Below are 17,788 nucleotides of genomic sequence, written 5' to 3'. Positions count from 1 at the left end.
TTGATCCAAAAAGATCGCAGCCTCCGGCAGTGCCTACAGATTGAATACGCTCCTGTAGGCGCTGCCGAAGGCTGCGATCTTTTGACGTTCAATCATTAACCAATGGCTTCGGCAGTACCGGTCTTGTCGAAACCATCAGCGGCGATGGCATCGGCGGTACCGGTCTTGTCGAAACCGTCAGCGGCGATGGCGTCGGCGGTACCGGTCTTGTCGAAACCGTCAGCGGCGATGGCGTCGGCGGTGCCGGTCTTGTCGAAACCGTCAGCGGCGATGGCGTCGGCGGTGCCGGTCTTGTCGAAACCATCGGCGGCGTAGCTACCGGCATGGCTGCGTTCGATGGCTGCGCTGGCGTTAGCACCGAAGGAGGCGGTACCGGTCTTGTCGAAACCGTCAGCGGCGAAGGTGTTGGCAGCCAGCACGGACAGGGTCAGGGCGAGGATCAGTTTGGTTTTCATGGTGGTCACTCCGGGTTCGTGGCGATGTGTGTCTTGCATGGGTTAAATGCTACGCCAACTAAATTGATTGAAAAGCGCAAAATAATGCTAAAAACAATCGATTAACTAGATATTAAGGGCGGCGTATTCAATCGCTTCCATCGTCGGAGCGAACGTCGCGCAAGTCATCGATCAGGTAAGCCCAGGGTGCAATGGCAGCATTAACGGGTGATTAATCGTGGTTGGGCTTCGGGGAGATTGCTGGCGGGGGGATGTTGCGGAGATCGCCGAGGGCGTATGGGGCAAGCTTCGTAAGCTATCGCGAGCAAGCTCACCCCCACAGGGTTGCGGCCTGGCGCAAAACCTGTGGGAGCGAGCTTGCTCGCGATGGGGCCATCCCAGTCACCGTTGCGGTGACGGTTGAACCCTGTCAGTCAGTCACGATCCGCGAATGCTTGCGGGTGTCTTTCATGGTGATGTACACCAGCAGCGACACGGCGATGCAGGCCGTCACGTACCAGTAGTAGCCGGTTTCCATGCCGATGCTCTTGAACCACAGGGCGATGTATTCAGCGGTGCCGCCGAAGATCGACACGGTCAGCGCGTAGGGCAGGCCGACGCCCAGGGCGCGGATTTCGGTGGGGAACAGCTCGGCTTTCACCACGGCGTTGATCGAGGTGTAGCCGCTGACGATGATCAGCGCGGCCATGATCAGGAAGAACGCGCCCCACCAGGTCTGGATGGTGTGCAGGGTGGTGAGGATCGGCACGGTGAACAGGGTGCCGAGGATGCCGAAGGCGATCAGGATCGGCCGGCGACCGATCCTGTCCGACAGCCCGCCGATCACCGGCTGCAGGCACATGAACAGGAACAGTGTGGCGGCGGAAATGGTGGTGGAGTCGGAAATGCTCATGCCGACGGTGTTCACCAGGTATTTCTGCATGTAGGTGGTGTAGGTGTAGAACGCCAGCGTGCCGCCCATGGTCAGGCCGACCACGGTCATCAGTTCCTTGGGGTGGCGCATCAAGGTGCGCATGGCGCTTTCCTTGGACTTCTCTTTCTTGGTGAACGACTCGGTTTCTTCCATGCCGCGACGCAGGTACAGCGCCACCACCGCACACAGCGCGCCGATGGCGAACGGGATGCGCCAGCCCCAGGCGTACAGCTGTTCGGTGCTGAGGAATTGTTGCAGCACGATCAGCACGCCCAGGGCGATGAGCTGGCCGGAGATCAGGGTCACGTACTGGAAGCTGGAGAAGAAGCCACGACGTTCCTTGGTCGCCATCTCGCTCAGGTAGGTCGCCGAGGTGCCGTACTCGCCACCTACCGACAGGCCTTGGAGCAGACGGGCAAACACCAGCAGGATCGGCGCGCCGACGCCGATGGTTTCGTAGCTCGGGCTCAAGGCGATGATGAGCGAGCCGAAGCACATCAGGTACACCGAGGCCATCAACGCACGTTTGCGCCCGGCGCGGTCAGCGTACAGGCCCATCAACCACCCGCCGATCGGGCGCATCAGGAAGCCCACGGCGAAGATCGCGGCGGTGTTGAGCAATTGGGCGGTGGTGTCGCCCTTGGGGAAGAAGACTTTGGCGAAGTACAACGAGAAAGCGGCGTAGACGTACCAGTCATACCACTCGACCATGTTGCCGACCGAGCCGCTGAAGATCGATTTGATCCGGCTGGCGGTGGTTCTTTCACGGGCGGGCACGGCAGCCGACCCAAGGGGCAGGGCGTTGGAGTTATCCATTGAAGGATCCTTCGTTTAATTGTTTTTGTGGAGCGCGTGGGAACGCAGCCTAGCAGGGCTATAGCAGGAGCTGTGCCAGGTGGCGGAGGGCCGGTTTAGAGGGGGCTATCGTGTGGCGTGAGCGGAAATCCGCTCATTATGGTTGGGGGTGTGGGCGGGAATCCGCTTATGCAGGGAGAGATTCTTCGTCTGTGGCGGCCCTATCGCGAGCAAGCTCGCTCCCACATTTTGGCCGGTGTACAGATGACCCTGTGGCAGCGGGCTTGCTCGCGAAAGCGGTGTGTCAGCCCACTCAATATCGACTGAGCCGACGCCTTCGCGAGCAAGCCCGCTCCCACAAATAGTCCGGCGTACACATGACCTTGTGGGAGCGAGCCTGCTCGCGATGGGGCCGGTACAGACACAGCAAATTCAGCGGGCCTTACAAAAACATCTCCCGACTCAACCCATGCCGCTGCATCTTTTCATTGAAGGTGCGGCGTGGCAGTTGCAGTTCTTCGAGCACGGCTTTCACATCGCCTTTGTGTCGCGTCAGGGCGGCGCGCAGGCAGTGGGCTTCGAAGGCTTCCTGCTGGGCCGCGAGGGACTGGCCCGGCTCCGCCTCCAGGGCGGGCAGTTGATCCAGGCCCAACACCTGGCGTTCGGCGACGTTGGCCAGTTCTCGCACATTGCCCGGCCAGTCGTGGCTGAGCAGATGACTCAACTGCGGGCCGCTCAGGGGCGCGGCGGGGCGGCCCAGGCGTTCGGCGGCGTTGTGAGTGAAGTGTTCGAACAGCAAGGGAATGTCCTCGCGCCGTTCTCGCAGCGGCGGCAGGCGCAGCTCGGCGATGTTCAGGCGATAGGCCAGGTCTTCGCGAAAACGCCCGGCCCGGGCTTCGTCCAGCAGGTCGGGCTTGGTGGCGGCGATGATGCGCAGGTCCACCTGGATGCTCTGGTTGGAACCCAGGCGTTCGAGCTTCTGTTCCTGCAACACCCGCAGCAACTTGACTTGCTGGGCCAGGGGCATGCTTTCTATTTCATCGAGAAACAGCGTGCCGCCGTCGGCGTATTCGAGCTTGCCGATGCGCTTGCCCTGGGCGCCGGTGAAGGCGCCGCTTTCATGCCCGAACAGCTCCGCTTCGAACAGCGGCTCGGGAATCGCCGCGCAATTCAACGCCACGAAAGGTTTGCGGGCTCTCGGGCCGAAGTCGTGCAGGCAGCGGGCGACCAGTTCCTTGCCGCTGCCGGTTTCGCCGCGGATCAACACGTTGACCGGCAGTGCCGCCAGGTCCAGCACTTGGCGCCGCAGGTTTTGCAATGCACGGGAAACCCCCAGCAGCGTGCCATCGAGGCGGGCGCGAGCGTCGGCCTGTTCATGCAAGCGGCGGTTTTCCAGGACCAGGGTGCGCTTGTCCAGGGCCCGGCGCAGGCTGCCCAGCAGGGCTTCGGGGCTGAAGGGTTTTTCCAGGAAGTCGTAGGCCCCGTCGCGCATGGCCTCGACAGCCATGGGCACGTCACCGTGGCCGGTCAACAGGATCACCGGCAGGTCCGGGTCGCGGCGGCGTACCTCGGCCAGCAGCTCCAGGCCGCTGAGGCCGGGCATGCGCACGTCGCTGAGGATCACCCCGGGGAAATGCTCCGGCAAGCGGGCCAGGCATTCGTCGGCGCGGCTGAACAGCTGCACCTGGAACCCCGACAGGCTCAACCATTGCTCGACGGCACTGCGAATGCTGCCTTCGTCATCCACGACCATGACTGAATCAAGCATGCTGTTGAGCCTCCTGATCGATGGGCAAGGTCACGCAGAATACCGCGCCGTTTTCATGGTTGTCCGCTGTCAGCCGCCCGCCAGACTCATGGATGATCGCAAAGGAAACCGCCAGCCCGAGGCCCAGGCCATCGCCCACGGCCTTGGTGGTGAAGAAGGGGTCGAATACCTGGGCCAGATGTTCCTCGGCGATCCCGGTGCCGCTGTCGCTGACGCTCAGGCGCCACAATTGTTCATCGGCCTCCAGGCGCACTTCCAGGCGCTTGACGGGTTGGCCGGCCATGGCGTCGAGGGCGTTGCGCAGCAGGTTGATCAACACCTGTTCGAGGCGGATCGCATCGCCGCGCACCCACGCCGGACGGGTCAGATGCAGCACGGTGCTGATGTTTTCGTCCCGCAGGCGCGTCTCCAGCAGTTGCAATGCCTGGTCCACCACCGCCGCCAGGTCCAGGCGTTCGCGCAGGCCGCTGGGGCTTTTGCGGGCAAACGTCTTCAGGTGGCCGGTGAGGGCGGCCATGCGGGTCAGCATGTCGTCCACCGGCTTGAGGGCCTTGTAGGCGTCATCGACCCGACCGTGATCCAGCAGCAAGCGCAGGGTTGCCAGTTGCATGCGCTGGGCGGTCAAGGGTTGGTTGATTTCATGGGCCAGGGCCGCCGACATCTGCCCCAACGCTGCCAGTTTGGCCGATTGCACCAGGCCGTCCTGGGCGGTACGCAGTTCGCGGGTGCGTTCGTCCACCAGTCGTTCGAGTTCCTGACGGCTGCGCTGGCGCAGTTTCGCCAGGCGCCAGCGCTGGTTGAGAAACAGCAACAGGAACACCAGCGCCAGCCATAGTCCGGCGGCGGCGAGCCCGGCGTTGCGCAGGTCTTCGAAGGCGACCTGGGGGCGGCGCAGCAAATGCAGGGTCCAGCCTTCGGCGGTCAACGGCAAGGATTCCCATAGGTAGTCCGTCGAACCATCGGGGGCCTCGACCCGGGCCAGATGGCTGTTGTCATCGAAGCGTCGTAGCGGCTCAAAGGCCAGGGGTTGCAACGGTTGTTTGTCGTATTGGCGGGTGGCCTTGAGCTCGGCGCGGTCGCTGTCGGTCAGCGGCTGCAAGTGGCGATAGCGCCAGCCCGGACGATTGGCGATGAAGATGATCCCCCGGGCATCGCTGACCAGCAGGGTGTCGCTGCCTTGGCGCCACTCGCGCTCCAGCTCCGGAAACTCCAGCTTCACCACCATCGCGCCAAGGAACTCGCCGTTGTCGCCGGTCACGGCGCTGGAGAGGAAGTACCCCGGGATGCCGCTGGTCACGCCCACCGCATAAAACCGCCCGGTGCCCTGGGTGCGGGTCTGGAGAAAATAGGGGCGAAAGCCATAGTTGTGGCCGACGTAGCTGCTGGGCAACCGCCAGTTGCTGGCGGCGATTGCCTGGCCGGTGTGGTCGAGCAACTCCAGTGTCGAGGACTGCGCGGCGCCGTTGATCTTCTCCAGCTTGCGGTTCAACGTGTCCTGTTGCGCCGGGCTGACCGGCCCCTTGAGGGCGTCACGCAACTCCGGGTCCAGCGCCAGTACGGCGGGCAAGGCGCGATAGCGTTCGATCAAGGTGTGTAGCGAGTTGGCATACAGCGCCAGTTGCTGGCTCGCGCGGTTGGCGTCTTCGTCCAGGGCCGCGCGTTCGGCGTGGCGCACAGCCAGGCTGGCGGCAAGGGCGGCGCCGATGAGGATCAGCGCAATGGCAAGGAGCAGGCGCAAGGTGCGGGGAGTCGGCAGCATGCAGGCGCAAACCGGTGGGAGTCGGGGGCGAACCATAGCATGTTGCTGGCAGGCACCAAACAGGCCGGGTCGCCGTGTTTTGTCCGGAAACAAGTTTCGGCTGGTTCCGATGGGCGGGCGTCGTTTAGCTTCAAGCTTCACTTGTCACGGATGACTGCAATACATGACTTCTCTGCAAACCTCAGTGCCGGAGACCCTTCGGCTGACCGATCCCCAGGAATGGCTCGTCTATTCGATGCCCGACTGGCTGGCCGGGCTTTCATCGAAACAACGTACGGCGCTCATGCAAGCCAGCGGGGCAATGCCGCCGGGATTTGCCCAGGCGGCCGCGGCCGATAGGGCGTACCTGAAAAGCGCCTTGCAAGCCACTTGGACGTCTCGGCAAAAACTGGAGCAGGTGCTCGCTCGGCTCCAGTCCATCGAAGCCTTCGCTGAGCCGCTGTTGGTCGCTGCGCTGGAAAAACGTTGCAACGTCACGTTGGATGTCAGGCAAACATACCTGCGGCTCTATATCCCGGAGGGGATTTCCGTCGCATACAGGTCCCGAACGATTTCGCTGCTGGATGCCGCCCTGCAAAATTTTGAGGCAAAAGAATCACGCCCAGGTTTTTTCGACGACGCGTCCTGTTTCATTACCCGGCCCTCGGCGACCGGGCAGTTCAATGTCCTGCCTATGACCAGCACGCTGACCTTGCCGGTGTTCGTGGCGCTCTGCCGGGAGCTGGACATCGGTGGGCGCTATCAAGCGTATTTGAAGAATAATTTGCTCGACGAGCCGGTCGCGGCTGCCGTGGTCCAGGCGCGTGTCGAAACCAGCGACAAGGACGCCTTCCGTGCTGCGGCGGCCATGGGGCGGATCAAGGGGGATATCAGTCCGCAGGTTCATCGGACATTGCAGGGGTTGATGGACGGCCAGCAACACGTCAGTTATCGCGGCAAGCCACAATATTGCCACGACGTGTATCTGCTCGATACGCGCCTGACCGGCATCGTGATGATTGCCCCCGATCTTGAGCAGAGCCGGCAGGCCGAACCGGTCGTGGTGTATATCCCCGACGATCCGGAGTATCCCATCAGGCAGTACAGTTCCACGGCGGCGTTCTTCACGGCGCTGGCCGTTCGATTGCGTTCGAAGCCTTACCAACATGTTTTCAGTCGCTTCATTCCCTTGGCCAGCCGTGGACGTTTTTTTGCCGCGCTCAATGCGCAGTTGTTCAAAGCCAGGCGCGAACCGGTGGAAAATCCCAAGCTGCGAATGACCTGCCGACGAGTGAAGGGCGATCTCTGGGAGCATGGGTTCGAGCAACGGCTGGACCAGATGTTCCAGGACGCCCGCCTGCTGGCCGTGCCGACGGGAGACGAAGATCTCAAGTCCCGTTGGGCTCGCTGGGACAGTTTCATGCAAGTGGCCGAGACAGTGTTGGAAATGGCCGCTTTTACGGCAGCGTCGTTCGTGCCGGTACTCGGCGAAGCATTGATGGCCTACACCGCCTATCAGCTGCTCGATGAAGCGTTCGAAGGCATCGTCGACTGGTCGCATGGCCAACGTGCCGAAGCTGCCGCACATCTGCTCGGGGTCGCCGAAAACATGGCGTTCATGGGGCTTTTCGTTGCAGGGGGCAAAGTGGTGGGGGCCGTGCGGTCCAGTCGGCCTTCGTCGTTTGTCGAACAGATGAAAGTGGTCCGGGGCCGCGATGGGCAATCGCGTCTATGGCACCCCGATCTCGCGTCCTATGAGCAGTCACTGGCCCTCGAAACGGACGCTCGGCCACAAGCCAATGGCCTTTATCTTCATCAGGACCAAGAGGTCCTGTTGCTCGACGGCCAGCAGTTCGTGGTCGAGCAGGCCCCGAATTCGTCGGTGTATCGGATTCAACATCCCTCTCGCGTCGATGCCTATGCGCCCAGGCTGGCCCATAACGAGGCTGGCGCCTGGGTCCACGAGGCCGAACGTCCGCTGAGCTGGCAAGGGACAAAACTGATGCGGCGCCTGGGGCACAGCGTCGAAGCTTTTTCGGATGAAACCCTGGAGCAGATCCGCATCGTCAGCGGGGTCGAAGAATCAAGCTTGCGTCAACTGCACGTTGAACACACCCGGCCTCCAGTGCTGTTGGCCGAAACCATCAAGCGCTTCCGTGCCGCGCAAGGTAGTCCAGTAGCCATCGAGCCGGTGTTCGGCGAGGCGGAAGGTGCAGGCGCTCAGGTTTTGCACGGTGAGTTTCCCCAGTTGCCTCGCGCCGTGGTGGACGAGTTGTTGATTGACGCCACCGATGTGGAGCGCCAGCAGATGAGCGAGCGCGGGTACCTGCCTCTGCGCCTGCGCCAGGCGGCCCGCACGGCCATGGGCGAATGGCGCCTCGTCCAGGCCTACGAAGGCTTGTATTTGCCCACCAAGGGCAACCCCGACACCTGGCGGTTGGCGTTGCACAGCCTGGAGCAACTGTCTGGATGGCCGACTGACGTGCGTATCGAAATTCGCGACGGGGGGCTTGAGGGACCGCTGCTCGACAGCGTCGGGCCGTCGTCATCGTTCGTGCGCAAGGTACTCGTGCCGGTGGAAGAGGCGACGCCCCGCCTGTTTGGCGAGCAAGGTAATTCGGTGAACAGCGCCGACGATTTCTACACCGACATCCTGCATGCCCTGACCGAGGCCGAGCTTCGCACGTTGGGCTACAACCTGGGTGACGGGCCTTTGCTGAGGCAGGCTATCCAACAAGCGCCATTGGACCGGGCGACGTTTCGCAAAGTCCTGCTGGAGGTTGACGGTACGGTGGCGGAACCACTGATTGTCGAGCGTCTGCTCGGGGAACAGCCGGGCTATGGGCGGGTCGATGAGCGGCTGCTTGGCGTCGGGGACGGGTTGAACCTGAAGGGGCGGTTCCAGGTGCTGTACCCCGACGCGTCGGAGCAGGCCTTTTCCAAGTTCGTCGGCTCATTTCCTTCCGAGGCAATGGCCTTGGAAAATCTCAGGGCCCGAGAGATTGAATTCGAAGGGTTGAGCAGGGCACTGGAGGATTGGGTCGCCATCGAGCGGGGCGATACGCTGCCAATCAATCAGCGCTACCACAAGAGAAAACTGGCATCGTCCCTCAAGCAATGTTGGCGAGCAGGTTTGGACCCGTTGCCCGAGGGCTACGCGCTGGATCTGGACCATCACTGGTCGCACGATTTTCTCGATTATTTCCCAACGTTGGAGGTGAGGTTTCCTCATGTGAGCTCGCTTCAATGGCGCCAGGGAGCGCTTCGTGTCGATATGGGACCATTCCTTGATTATTTTCCTGATTTGAAGGCGCTGGATCTGAGCCACAACCATCTCGTAACGCCTCCCCGACTCAACTATGCCGATCTGCAGCGGCTGGACCTCGCCGACAACCGGCTGAGCCTCACCGCCGAAAACGTGGTTGAAATAGCGGGGCTTAGCCGCCTGGAAGTGTTGCGGCTGAGTAACAACCCAACCTTGACTCTGCTTCCCGACATCAGCCTCATGCCGGAGCTCAACGTGCTGGATTTGCAGAACACCGGCATCGCCGACTGGCCGCCAGGCTTGTTTTCCACAGCGCGGCCGCCTGCCTTCGAACTGAACCTGATGGACAACCCCATTAGCCGTATACCGCAAGTGACGCCCGGCTCCGAGCAAGCCCGGTTGATCGCTCGCACCCGTTTGAGCCGGGACCAACTGCCGGGCGATTGTCTGAGGCAGTTCCAGGATTACATGCGTTCGGTCGGCTATGATCCGGCGCGCAGCTATCCACCCAAGGGCGAGTTGACCAGCCAGCATTGGCTCGAAGATGTCGACGCTGAGCAGCGCGTGGCTCGGCAACGGACTTGGGATGAGCTTGAGCGTGAAGCCGGTGCCCAGGGTTTTTTCGAGGTGCTGGAGCAATTGACGGAGGCTGCTGATTACGTCGAGGCGACTTATCGTCCCCAGTTGGTGGAGCGAGTCTGGAGAATGCTCGACGCGATGTCCGAAGACGCGACATTGCGCGAGGATTTGTTTCGCATGGCAATCAACCCGGATTCCTGTGCCGATGCCGGGGCCCAGCTGTTCAACGAAATGGGGGTCAAGGTCCTGGTCCATGAAGCGTATCGGGAGGGCGACGCCGGGCAGGTCGAAGCCAAGTTGCTGGCGCTGGCCAAGGGCAAGTCCCGGTTGGATCAAGTCAACGAAATTGCCCGCGCCACGATCCAGAGTCGCTTGCAGGCGGGCGAGACTTTTATCGCCTTGGATGAGGATGGCGAACTCACCGGGACCATTGATGAGGTGGAAGTCTACCTGGCGTTCCAGACCGGTTTGGCCGAGCGGCTTGAGTTGCCATGGCAATCCAAGGGGATGTTGTTCCAGGCGCTGGCGGATGTGGACGAAGCGGCGCTGAGCCAGGCCTATCAGTCTGTCCTGGCGCTGGAAACAGGCGATGGGTTGGTGAATCAGATGATCGGGCAAAGGTTTTGGCGACGGTATTTGAAAAAGCGTTACCCACAAGCGTTTCTTCAGAACTCGATTAAGTACGCTGAACAGGCTGAGGCATTGCTTGATGCTCAGCTGAAGGGTGCTATCTCTAAGGAACAGTATGAGCAAGGCATGATAGAGCTGGGATACGGTCGCACGGAGTTGCTGCGACGGTTGAGCCGGCAGTTGCTCGAAATACCTGGGCGGTAAATGATTCCAGCCGTGGGTGGCATCAGTCTGGGTAGGCTTTCACCATACGCTTCCATTCGTCATGGGATATAAGCGTCCTTCCGGTAATGATGTTGAATCCGGGGGCTCCATCATCGCTGTCCAGCAGGATGTTGGTGCAATTGAAACAGGCCGGAAAATCTTCAACGACATTGGCGCCTTGCAGCTTCTGTGTGGCGATGGTGACAAATTGAAGATTTTCCTTAACGTTCGGGAATAACCTGATTAAGTTGCCCTGGACGACCTCCGCGTGATACCCGGGAATGCCGGCACTTTGCGGGGTCAGAGCATCGCTCTGCTCGATATGAGGAATGACCAGTTCTCTCACCATATCGGGCAGGGATGCTTCATATTCAATACCGCTGATACCGACTGGGGTCGCACTGCCTCCTCTATAGATTTTTATATCGGGGTCCCTGACAGCTTCGATATAGCGTTCACCCAGATGGGTCGCGAATTCGCCCGGGTCGACCGCCAGTATTCCTGACATGAGTAAGTAGGGCTCCCGTACGGTGGGATGTCGAGGCTTATGGACACTGATTCCCGGAACCTCCTCGACTTTCTTTGGTTGGGGAATATTGTATACATTGGTTATCATGATCGAGGCGCTGGGATCGCCGTTGTCAAACAGCACGCCAGCATGTGCAGTCAGTTTGTTTTTTGTCGCCGTGGTAAATCTTGCGTAGGGGAATTCTCTATAAAATTCTTCCCGCGCTTGCTTGACTTCGTGCGGCTTTCCCTTTTGCGGTGGTAGGGGGTTTTTTTCCGCACCTGTCAGCATGCGCTCCGTCTCTTGGCTAAAGGCTTGATAAAATTTTTCCTTGCCCAACCCGAAAGCATCCACAAGCCCGATCGGGTTATTCCCCACCATCGCATACACATTCAACCCATCCACCGGCCCCGCCGGGTCCGGGTTGATCCAGCGCATCATCCACGGTGCGTAATAACGGAACCCGTAGTAATAAAGCCCACTGGCATCGCGCTCCTTGCCGGAGTAACGAACGGTCTTGTAACTGGCCTGCACCTGGGAGCCCGCCGCCCACCACGCCGTGCCACCGAAGGGGTAGTAACCTTCGAGGCTGATGAGCCGGGCGTCCTGGTCCAGTTCCATGACCAACGAACCCAGATGATCTTCAAGGCTGTAGCGCAGTTGGCCTTGCTCTATTTCGCTCGGCCGGCCTTTGGCCCAGTACAGTCCGCGCAGGTTGAACGCCGGGCCTTGCAAGGTGCAGACGTGCAATTCTTCGCTGTCGTCCAGGGTGCGGATTTCCAGGCCCGGCAAGTAACGCACGTCGCGCACGTGGCTGACGGAAGCGGCCTGGGCGATGTGCCGCTTGCGCATGCGGATGCCCTGGCCGTTGTAGCTGTAGTGCTCGGCATCGTCTTCGCCATCGTGGCGTTGGACTTGGGTCACCTTGTGCAATTGATTGCGCCAGTTCCAGGTCAGGTGCTGTCCGGTGGCGGGCAGGCTCAGTGGGTTGCCGCCGGCATCGAAGTCCAGTTCTTCGTTGAAAGCGGCTTCGCCCTTGTGCCATTGCAGGCAGCGATTGCTCGACGGGTCCAGTGTCAGGCGTAGCGTATGCCCTTGGCCTGGGGTGGCGCTGTTGTGCAGCAATTTTTCCAGATTACCACCGTGGTCATACTCGTAATGTTGAGTGTATGGGGTTCGCAAGGACAGGTCGGAGGGCGGGACAAGCCCTGGCAATCCCGGTTGCGTACCCGCTCCGGGGATCTCCAATCCCGTGGCGCTTTCCAGGCGATACAGGCTGTCATAGACGAAGGTACGAATGCCTTCGCTGCGCTGGTTGGCGTGGTAACGCACGACATGGGTGTGATCGGCGATAGACGTGACATGGCCCATGGGGTCATAGAGGTAGGTCAAGTGCTGCAGGGCATCGCTGCCACTCATGGCCTTGAGCTCAGTCAGGCGTCCGTTGGCCGGGTCATAGGCAAGATGGGTCTTGATGCCATTGCCGGCGGTGGACGCCTGTAGCTGACCCCCGGCAGAGTATTGGAACTCATGGGTGACCAGCTCGGCAGTGGGGCTGCCTGCCCATTGCCAATGCACGCGCTTGGGTTGTCCGGCGACATCGAGCTCAATGCGTCGGCTGTGTCCCTTGGCATCGGTCTGACCCACGGCGTCACCCAAGGCGTTGTAGTACCAATGGGTGTCGTAGCGGGCAGGCTCCAGCAAACGCTCGCGCCCCGCTTCATCGTCCGGCCAGTCGGGCATCTCCAACGTGTCGAGGAAACGTTGTCCCTGATCCAGGGGCAACCCTGTCATTGAATAATCCTCAACAGTGACCAGCCCGGCCGTGTCGTAATGCTCCACCCGTTGACCGCAGCGATTGTGCAGGGCGTCTTCGGTCGAAGGGCTGCCGTAGCGCAGGCGACCCACCGTGGTCCACGCCTGGTCCTGGCCGCGTTCGCGGATCAGCATGGGCCGCAACTGCGAGTCGTATTCGGTCTGTTGCTCGCTGCCGCGGGCATCCCAACTGTGCAGGCGCTCGCCGGCCAGGCCGGGTAATTCGCAGCGCCACCCGGCATCGACGTTTTCAGTACGCAGTGGTGTACCGGACAGGCTGTAGAGGCTGTGCAGGCTGATGGTTGGCGTGCCGTGAAAGCGCGGATCCCATTGATCGACGATGCGCCCGAGGAGGTCATACGCCTGGGCTGTGACCAGCCTTTGGGTTTCGTCGCTTGTCGAACCGCGCAGATAGTCCACCCGACGGACGGGGCCGGTTCGTCCATTGAACACCGCCACGACGGGAGTCTTGCCATGAATCTGTCGAATCATGGGGCAGGCCCCGTATCGGTGTCGTTGTAGTCGTGGTCGCACTGGTACCACGGATGATAGACATGCCAGGCTTCATGGCCCTTGGCATTGACGACCTTGACCAGCCGCCCGGGCGGATCGTAGAACTGTTGATCATGGTAGCCATGCTCGCGCAGCGAGGCGTCGTTGATGTAGCGCCATGCATCGGCGAAATACGGCCTGTATACCCGCGTCACCAAGCCCTTGCCGTTGTACTCGACCCGTTCGCTGACGCGCCAGCGGCGGGTGGCTTCATGCTGGATCGGCTGCCCGTTGTCGTCCAATCGCAGCGAGCCGTCCTCGGCCACGGCATAGGCTTGCCCAGGCTCGACCAATTGTTTGCTTTGCAATGCCCGGCCAAAACCGTCGACAGCGTTAAGGCCAATGCGGATCTGTCGCAAAGAATCATCATTCGGGTAGCGATCAGCACTCAGCACGACGCTGTGGGCCGGCTCCCGGGCCGTTGCCTGGATCAGTGTCCAGAGCTGTTCTTCGCCGGCGGTCCGTGTTTTGAGTCGGGCCAGGCGAACCCGCGCCGAAGCGCGGATATGGCCGCTGGGCAATACGTAGCGGGCGCTGACCCACTCGTCGCGCTGAGCTCGCGGGAACCGTGCCAGATCGAGTGTGCCCATCCAACTCAACTCTTCGATCCGCACGGCGCTGGCGATGGTGCCCAGGGTGGTCACAGGATTTTCGATCGCATGAGCTGGCGACAACTCATCGGGTGGCTCATAAGTGTCGATGGCATCGAAGCCTGCCGGAGCGCCATTCTCGGTGCCGTGAAAGGTGATGCCCAAAGGTACGCCGGCGGGACCGTAAAGCACCTCTTGGACATTCTCGTTGAGGTCGATGATTTTTCGCGGCAGCAGCGCGTGATAGTCGTATTCGATTTGGGTCGTGCACCCGTCCGGTAGCGTCACGATGAGGGGCATCAAGTGATAGGCGTCGTACTGGGTCGTTGTCACGCCATGACTTTGGGTTTCCTGCAACTCGCTGATTTGAAAGAAGCCGTGGCTCGATAAGTAGGTGGCAAAGCCGACTTTTTTCGACCACAGGTTTTGGGCGTCATCCTCGCCTGGGTCCTCCGGGAGGAACAGCTTCATAGGCTCGAAGCCGATCGCTAGCAGTTGCTCGCGGATGTCGAACGGTCCGGGCACGACGTCGTAGGCGTCCAGCGCCTGTTTGTCGAATTCGGCGACTTCCAACGGCCCGCGCAGGGCCTGGAACAGGATGTTGTTCCAGGCATCTCGCAGGTAGGTTTGCTCCTCAAGGGCGATCAGCACCCGGGCGGCGGTCCATTGCTCGTGGTATTCAAGGAAGCATTCGTAGCTGACCTGCTGCGGATTCAGCCCCTGGGCAAGCGTGCCTTTGGGACGTTGCAGACCGTTGGTTCGAGCGCGCCAGGGCAGGCCCAGCCGCTGGCGTTGCCCGCTATCGTCCACCAGGTGCAGATACTCGGCCCGACTTTCGATGATGTGGAAAACTTGTTGTTGATCGTCATGGGCGTCACGCCACCAATTGATCTCGTCTTCATCCTCGAAGGGCGGTGGGTCCGCGGCGGTCAGACGCCGGGCATAGTGGACGATGAAACCGTGCGCCAACTGGCCGTAGCGGTTCCAACCCAGGTTGACGGTGTGCCGGGCCTGCGGGTCGTCGATAAAACCATCGTATTGATGAGTGGCCGTTTCCAGCGCCAACACCAACAGGCTTTTCTGGTTGTCGTGGGGACAGCGCAGCAGATAACGCTGCCGGACCACCGTGTAGGGCTTGGTCATGTCGGTCGATTCGCCGTCGTGGGTCTCGGCGCGTAGTACATGACCGCTCAAGGCGTAGGCCATTTCCCGGGCGGTGTCCGGGTCGGGAACGATGATTGGGTCGGCCTCGTCCTGTTCATGGAACTGGGTCAGCAGCGTCGGGCCCAGGGGCGGCGCGTCGTGGTCGGCGTCGAAGCAATCCCTGAGCGGCTGGTCGACGGTACGACCGGTATGGAACCAGGTCTTGGCCAGCACCGGTGCGGTGAAGTCGCTGTTCCGGTCTTCTGAAGGCAACTCGCTGTCGAGCTGATACAAGCGGCCAAAGCCCCTGAACTCACGGTGATAGCTGTCGTAGTCACCTTCGTAATAGGTAAAGCGCTGGGTCAGGCAATTTCCGGTTATTTCGTCCAGCTGTTGCTGGCGCGCCACCAGTTGCAGGGCCATGGGCAGGTAGCAATCCAGTGGTTCGTCCTTCGCCACACGTTGGGCTTTCTCGTCCAGCCAGAACTGTGCGCTACTGCGATAGGTCAGGGTGCTGCCGCAGCCCATGTTGTTGTTCGTGGCGTTGAGCAGATAGGGGCGCGTCGTGACGAAGTCGTAGCGCCAATGCCGGGGTTTCATATCCGGCGTGTGATGGGGCACGCTCAGGATCAGGCTGGCGCAACCCAAGCCTTGCAGATCGGCCAAAGTGACTTGGCAGAGGTTGTCATAGCGCAACCCGTCGGGCCAGGGCACCCGCAAAGGCGTTTGCTCCAGGCCATTGCCGCCGTGGTTGAAATAGATGTCGAAACAATCGCTTCGCAGGTAGATCAGCGCCGGTGCTCCAGAGCCATCCAGATCGGCGATTCGCACCCGCTCGGCACTGAACTCCTCGTAGCTGAAGGGCAGGGGGCTCATGACAAAGCCGGCGCCGAAATGCCCGTGGCCCAGGTTTGGCCAACACCTGATTTCATCGAAGCGAATGCGGGCCAGTTCGGTGCTGTCGCTACCCAGCATATTGCCGAACAGCACCAGCTCGCTGCGTACGTTGCTGAACAATGGCAGGGGGCTGTCCGGTTCATGGGGCACGTCCACGCCGGCGGCGAACCCTTCTTCGCGCAGGTTCGCATAGAGGCGTACGCTGTTGGGGCCGATCATCGCCAACGAGCGCAAACCATCGCCGGCCAGATCGCCCAATTGCGCGGCGGGGTGCAGGAACTCTACGGGGAAATGCTTGAAGTCCGTGAAGGCCGACCAGCTGCGGTCCGGGTTGAGTGTGTAGAAGCCGCTCGTGCCGGGCTGGGCGATGACCCAATTGAGGCGGCCACTGCCGGTCAGGTCGGTGAGCAATTGCATGACCGTCGAGTTTTCGGCGGCCACTGGAATGCTTTCCAGAAGCGTCCAGGGACCATAACCGATTTCTTCACTGTCACCGGTTGTCGCGCGCTCGGGCTCGCGGTAATACCAGCCATGGCTGTAGCGGCACAAAAAACCTGGAACACCTTCGCCATACAGGTCGACGCACTGATAACGCCGACCGTGTTCCAGGGCAGGCATGGTTTCCAAGGCGAAAAAAGTCTTGGGTACAACGTCAGGCGCAAAGTCGTTGTAGTGAAGTTCTACCGGTGGCGAATACCCGACCCGACCCTCGGCATCCCAGTCTTGATAGTGGGCGGCGGTCAACAGGCTGTAGCCCAGCGCCGTCGAGGTGTACTCCAGCAACAGTCGCCGCACCAGCGCCGGTTCGGCGTCGGCAGGGAAACGGTGGAACATCAGCACCTGATGACACAGGCGCCGGGTGCCGATTTCGAAACCGTATCGGTAAGTGTGGAACGGGTCGCTGCGCAGTTGCCAGGCGTCTTCGTCGGCGGGCGTCCAGATGGGTTTTTCCTCAAGTTCGAGGGAGCGTTGGCCGTGGTCGAAGACCAGATGGAAGTGCCACGGCAGGGTGACCGGGTCGGGTTCTTCGAAACAGTAGAAGGTTTCGCTGGCCGTGGCGTTGCCGTAACACACACGGCGCAGGTAGCGTTGGGCGCGGTAGTCATGGGGGCCGTCGGATACAGCCGGATCCGCCACATACTCATAATAGATGTGCTCGCCCAGCGGACTGACTTCTTCCAGCAACAGCCACTCGGCGATGCGTGTCGGTGGCTCGGGTTCAGGCTCAGGCTCGACAATGCGTGACGCTTCGCTTTTCCCATAGCAATACAAGTGACCGTTGCTGCCCTGTACTCGCCAGAACGGGAGGTCGTCGATGGACGTCCAGAGTTCATAAATGTCGAAGGTGCTTTCAATCCTGGGGTAGTAGCGCACCGTCGCGAAGGTCCGGTCGCCGACTGTGCGGCTGGTCTGTGCCTCCAGATCAGGCCAGAGCTCCACCCCGTCGGGGCCAACCATGACGTCCTCTTCGTTGTAGAGCGGTACGCCTTTATGGGTCCTGCGCCGAATGCTGGGGACCGACAACTGCATGCCGATGCCGAACGTGCTGTTGCCGCTCTGGCTGCTGTATCGCAGCGCCAGCGTCGGCGTCAGGTGACGGGCGCTCGATATGGGTAACGGCAATTCAAAGGAAGCGGCACCTAGCGTGCCTACCGGGCCGAGGCTGTTGCCGATAGTAGCGATTGACGCACTGCCGGCGATGGTGGGCGTGATGATCTGGAGGGGCGCTTGCTCTGCCATGGACGTTCATCCCTTTTAAGCCGCGCCAGGATTGATCCCCGGCCAGGGGAGGATGCCAAGGGAGAACAGGGGTGTAACCTGTCAGATCTGACAGGTCGGCGGGTTTGCACGATGAACGGTTGTTCGCACAGCTTTTGTGGGAGCTTGCTCGCGATAACGGTGGGTCAGTCTCTGTCGATGCTGAAGGAACCCCATC

7 protein-coding genes are annotated in these 17,788 nt (G+C 61.1%); 1 reads left to right on the top strand and 6 read right to left on the bottom strand.

Features of this window, described 5'->3' with window-relative positions; all coding sequences use genetic code 11:
* Positions 1-95 precede the first annotated feature (95 nt).
* The 4 genes from AC515T_RS22885 to AC515T_RS22870 all read right to left on the bottom strand — a co-directional run bounded on the left by AC515T_RS22885 (position 96) and on the right by AC515T_RS22870 (position 5,690).
* Complete coding sequence (locus AC515T_RS22885; RefSeq protein WP_496530128.1) at positions 96-455, bottom strand: hypothetical protein; 360 nt, start codon at positions 453-455, stop codon at positions 96-98.
* 409 nt (positions 456-864) lie between these two features.
* Positions 865-2,184 (bottom strand): MFS transporter, encoded by a 1,320-nt coding sequence (locus AC515T_RS22880; RefSeq protein WP_496530127.1) that lies wholly within the window; start codon positions 2,182-2,184, stop codon positions 865-867.
* 421 nt (positions 2,185-2,605) lie between these two features.
* The gene (locus AC515T_RS22875; RefSeq protein WP_496530126.1) at positions 2,606-3,931 is read right to left on the bottom strand and encodes a sigma-54-dependent transcriptional regulator; all 1,326 of its coding nucleotides are present in this window, start codon (positions 3,929-3,931) and stop codon (positions 2,606-2,608) included.
* The gene (locus AC515T_RS22870; protein WP_496530125.1) at positions 3,924-5,690 is read right to left on the bottom strand and encodes a sensor histidine kinase; all 1,767 of its coding nucleotides are present in this window, start codon (positions 5,688-5,690) and stop codon (positions 3,924-3,926) included. The genes AC515T_RS22875 and AC515T_RS22870 overlap by 8 nt, the downstream gene beginning before the upstream one ends.
* 163 nt (positions 5,691-5,853) lie before the next feature.
* Here AC515T_RS22870 and AC515T_RS22865 point away from each other — a divergent pair, with 163 nt between their 5' ends.
* Positions 5,854-10,347 carry an NEL-type E3 ubiquitin ligase domain-containing protein gene (locus AC515T_RS22865; RefSeq protein ID WP_496530124.1) on the top strand — a complete coding sequence of 1,498 codons (4,494 nt, stop codon included), beginning with the start codon at positions 5,854-5,856 and terminating at the stop codon, positions 10,345-10,347.
* Between the two features lie 22 nt (positions 10,348-10,369).
* Here the strand turns inward: AC515T_RS22865 and AC515T_RS22860 are convergent, their stop codons facing one another.
* Both AC515T_RS22860 and AC515T_RS22855 read right to left on the bottom strand, forming a co-directional pair.
* Complete coding sequence (locus tag AC515T_RS22860; RefSeq protein ID WP_496530123.1) at positions 10,370-13,162, bottom strand: RHS repeat domain-containing protein; 2,793 nt, start codon at positions 13,160-13,162, stop codon at positions 10,370-10,372.
* On the bottom strand, positions 13,159-17,592 hold the full coding sequence (locus tag AC515T_RS22855; protein WP_496530122.1) for a SpvB/TcaC N-terminal domain-containing protein: 4,434 nt from the start codon (positions 17,590-17,592) through the stop codon (positions 13,159-13,161). The genes AC515T_RS22860 and AC515T_RS22855 overlap by 4 nt, the downstream gene beginning before the upstream one ends.
* Between the last annotated feature and the right edge of the window lie 196 nt (positions 17,593-17,788).

The organism is Pseudomonas sp. FSO-7 (assembly GCF_059579345.1).
The sequence above is the reverse complement of the archived record's forward strand: the minus strand, read 5'-3'. Positions and strand labels throughout refer to the sequence as shown.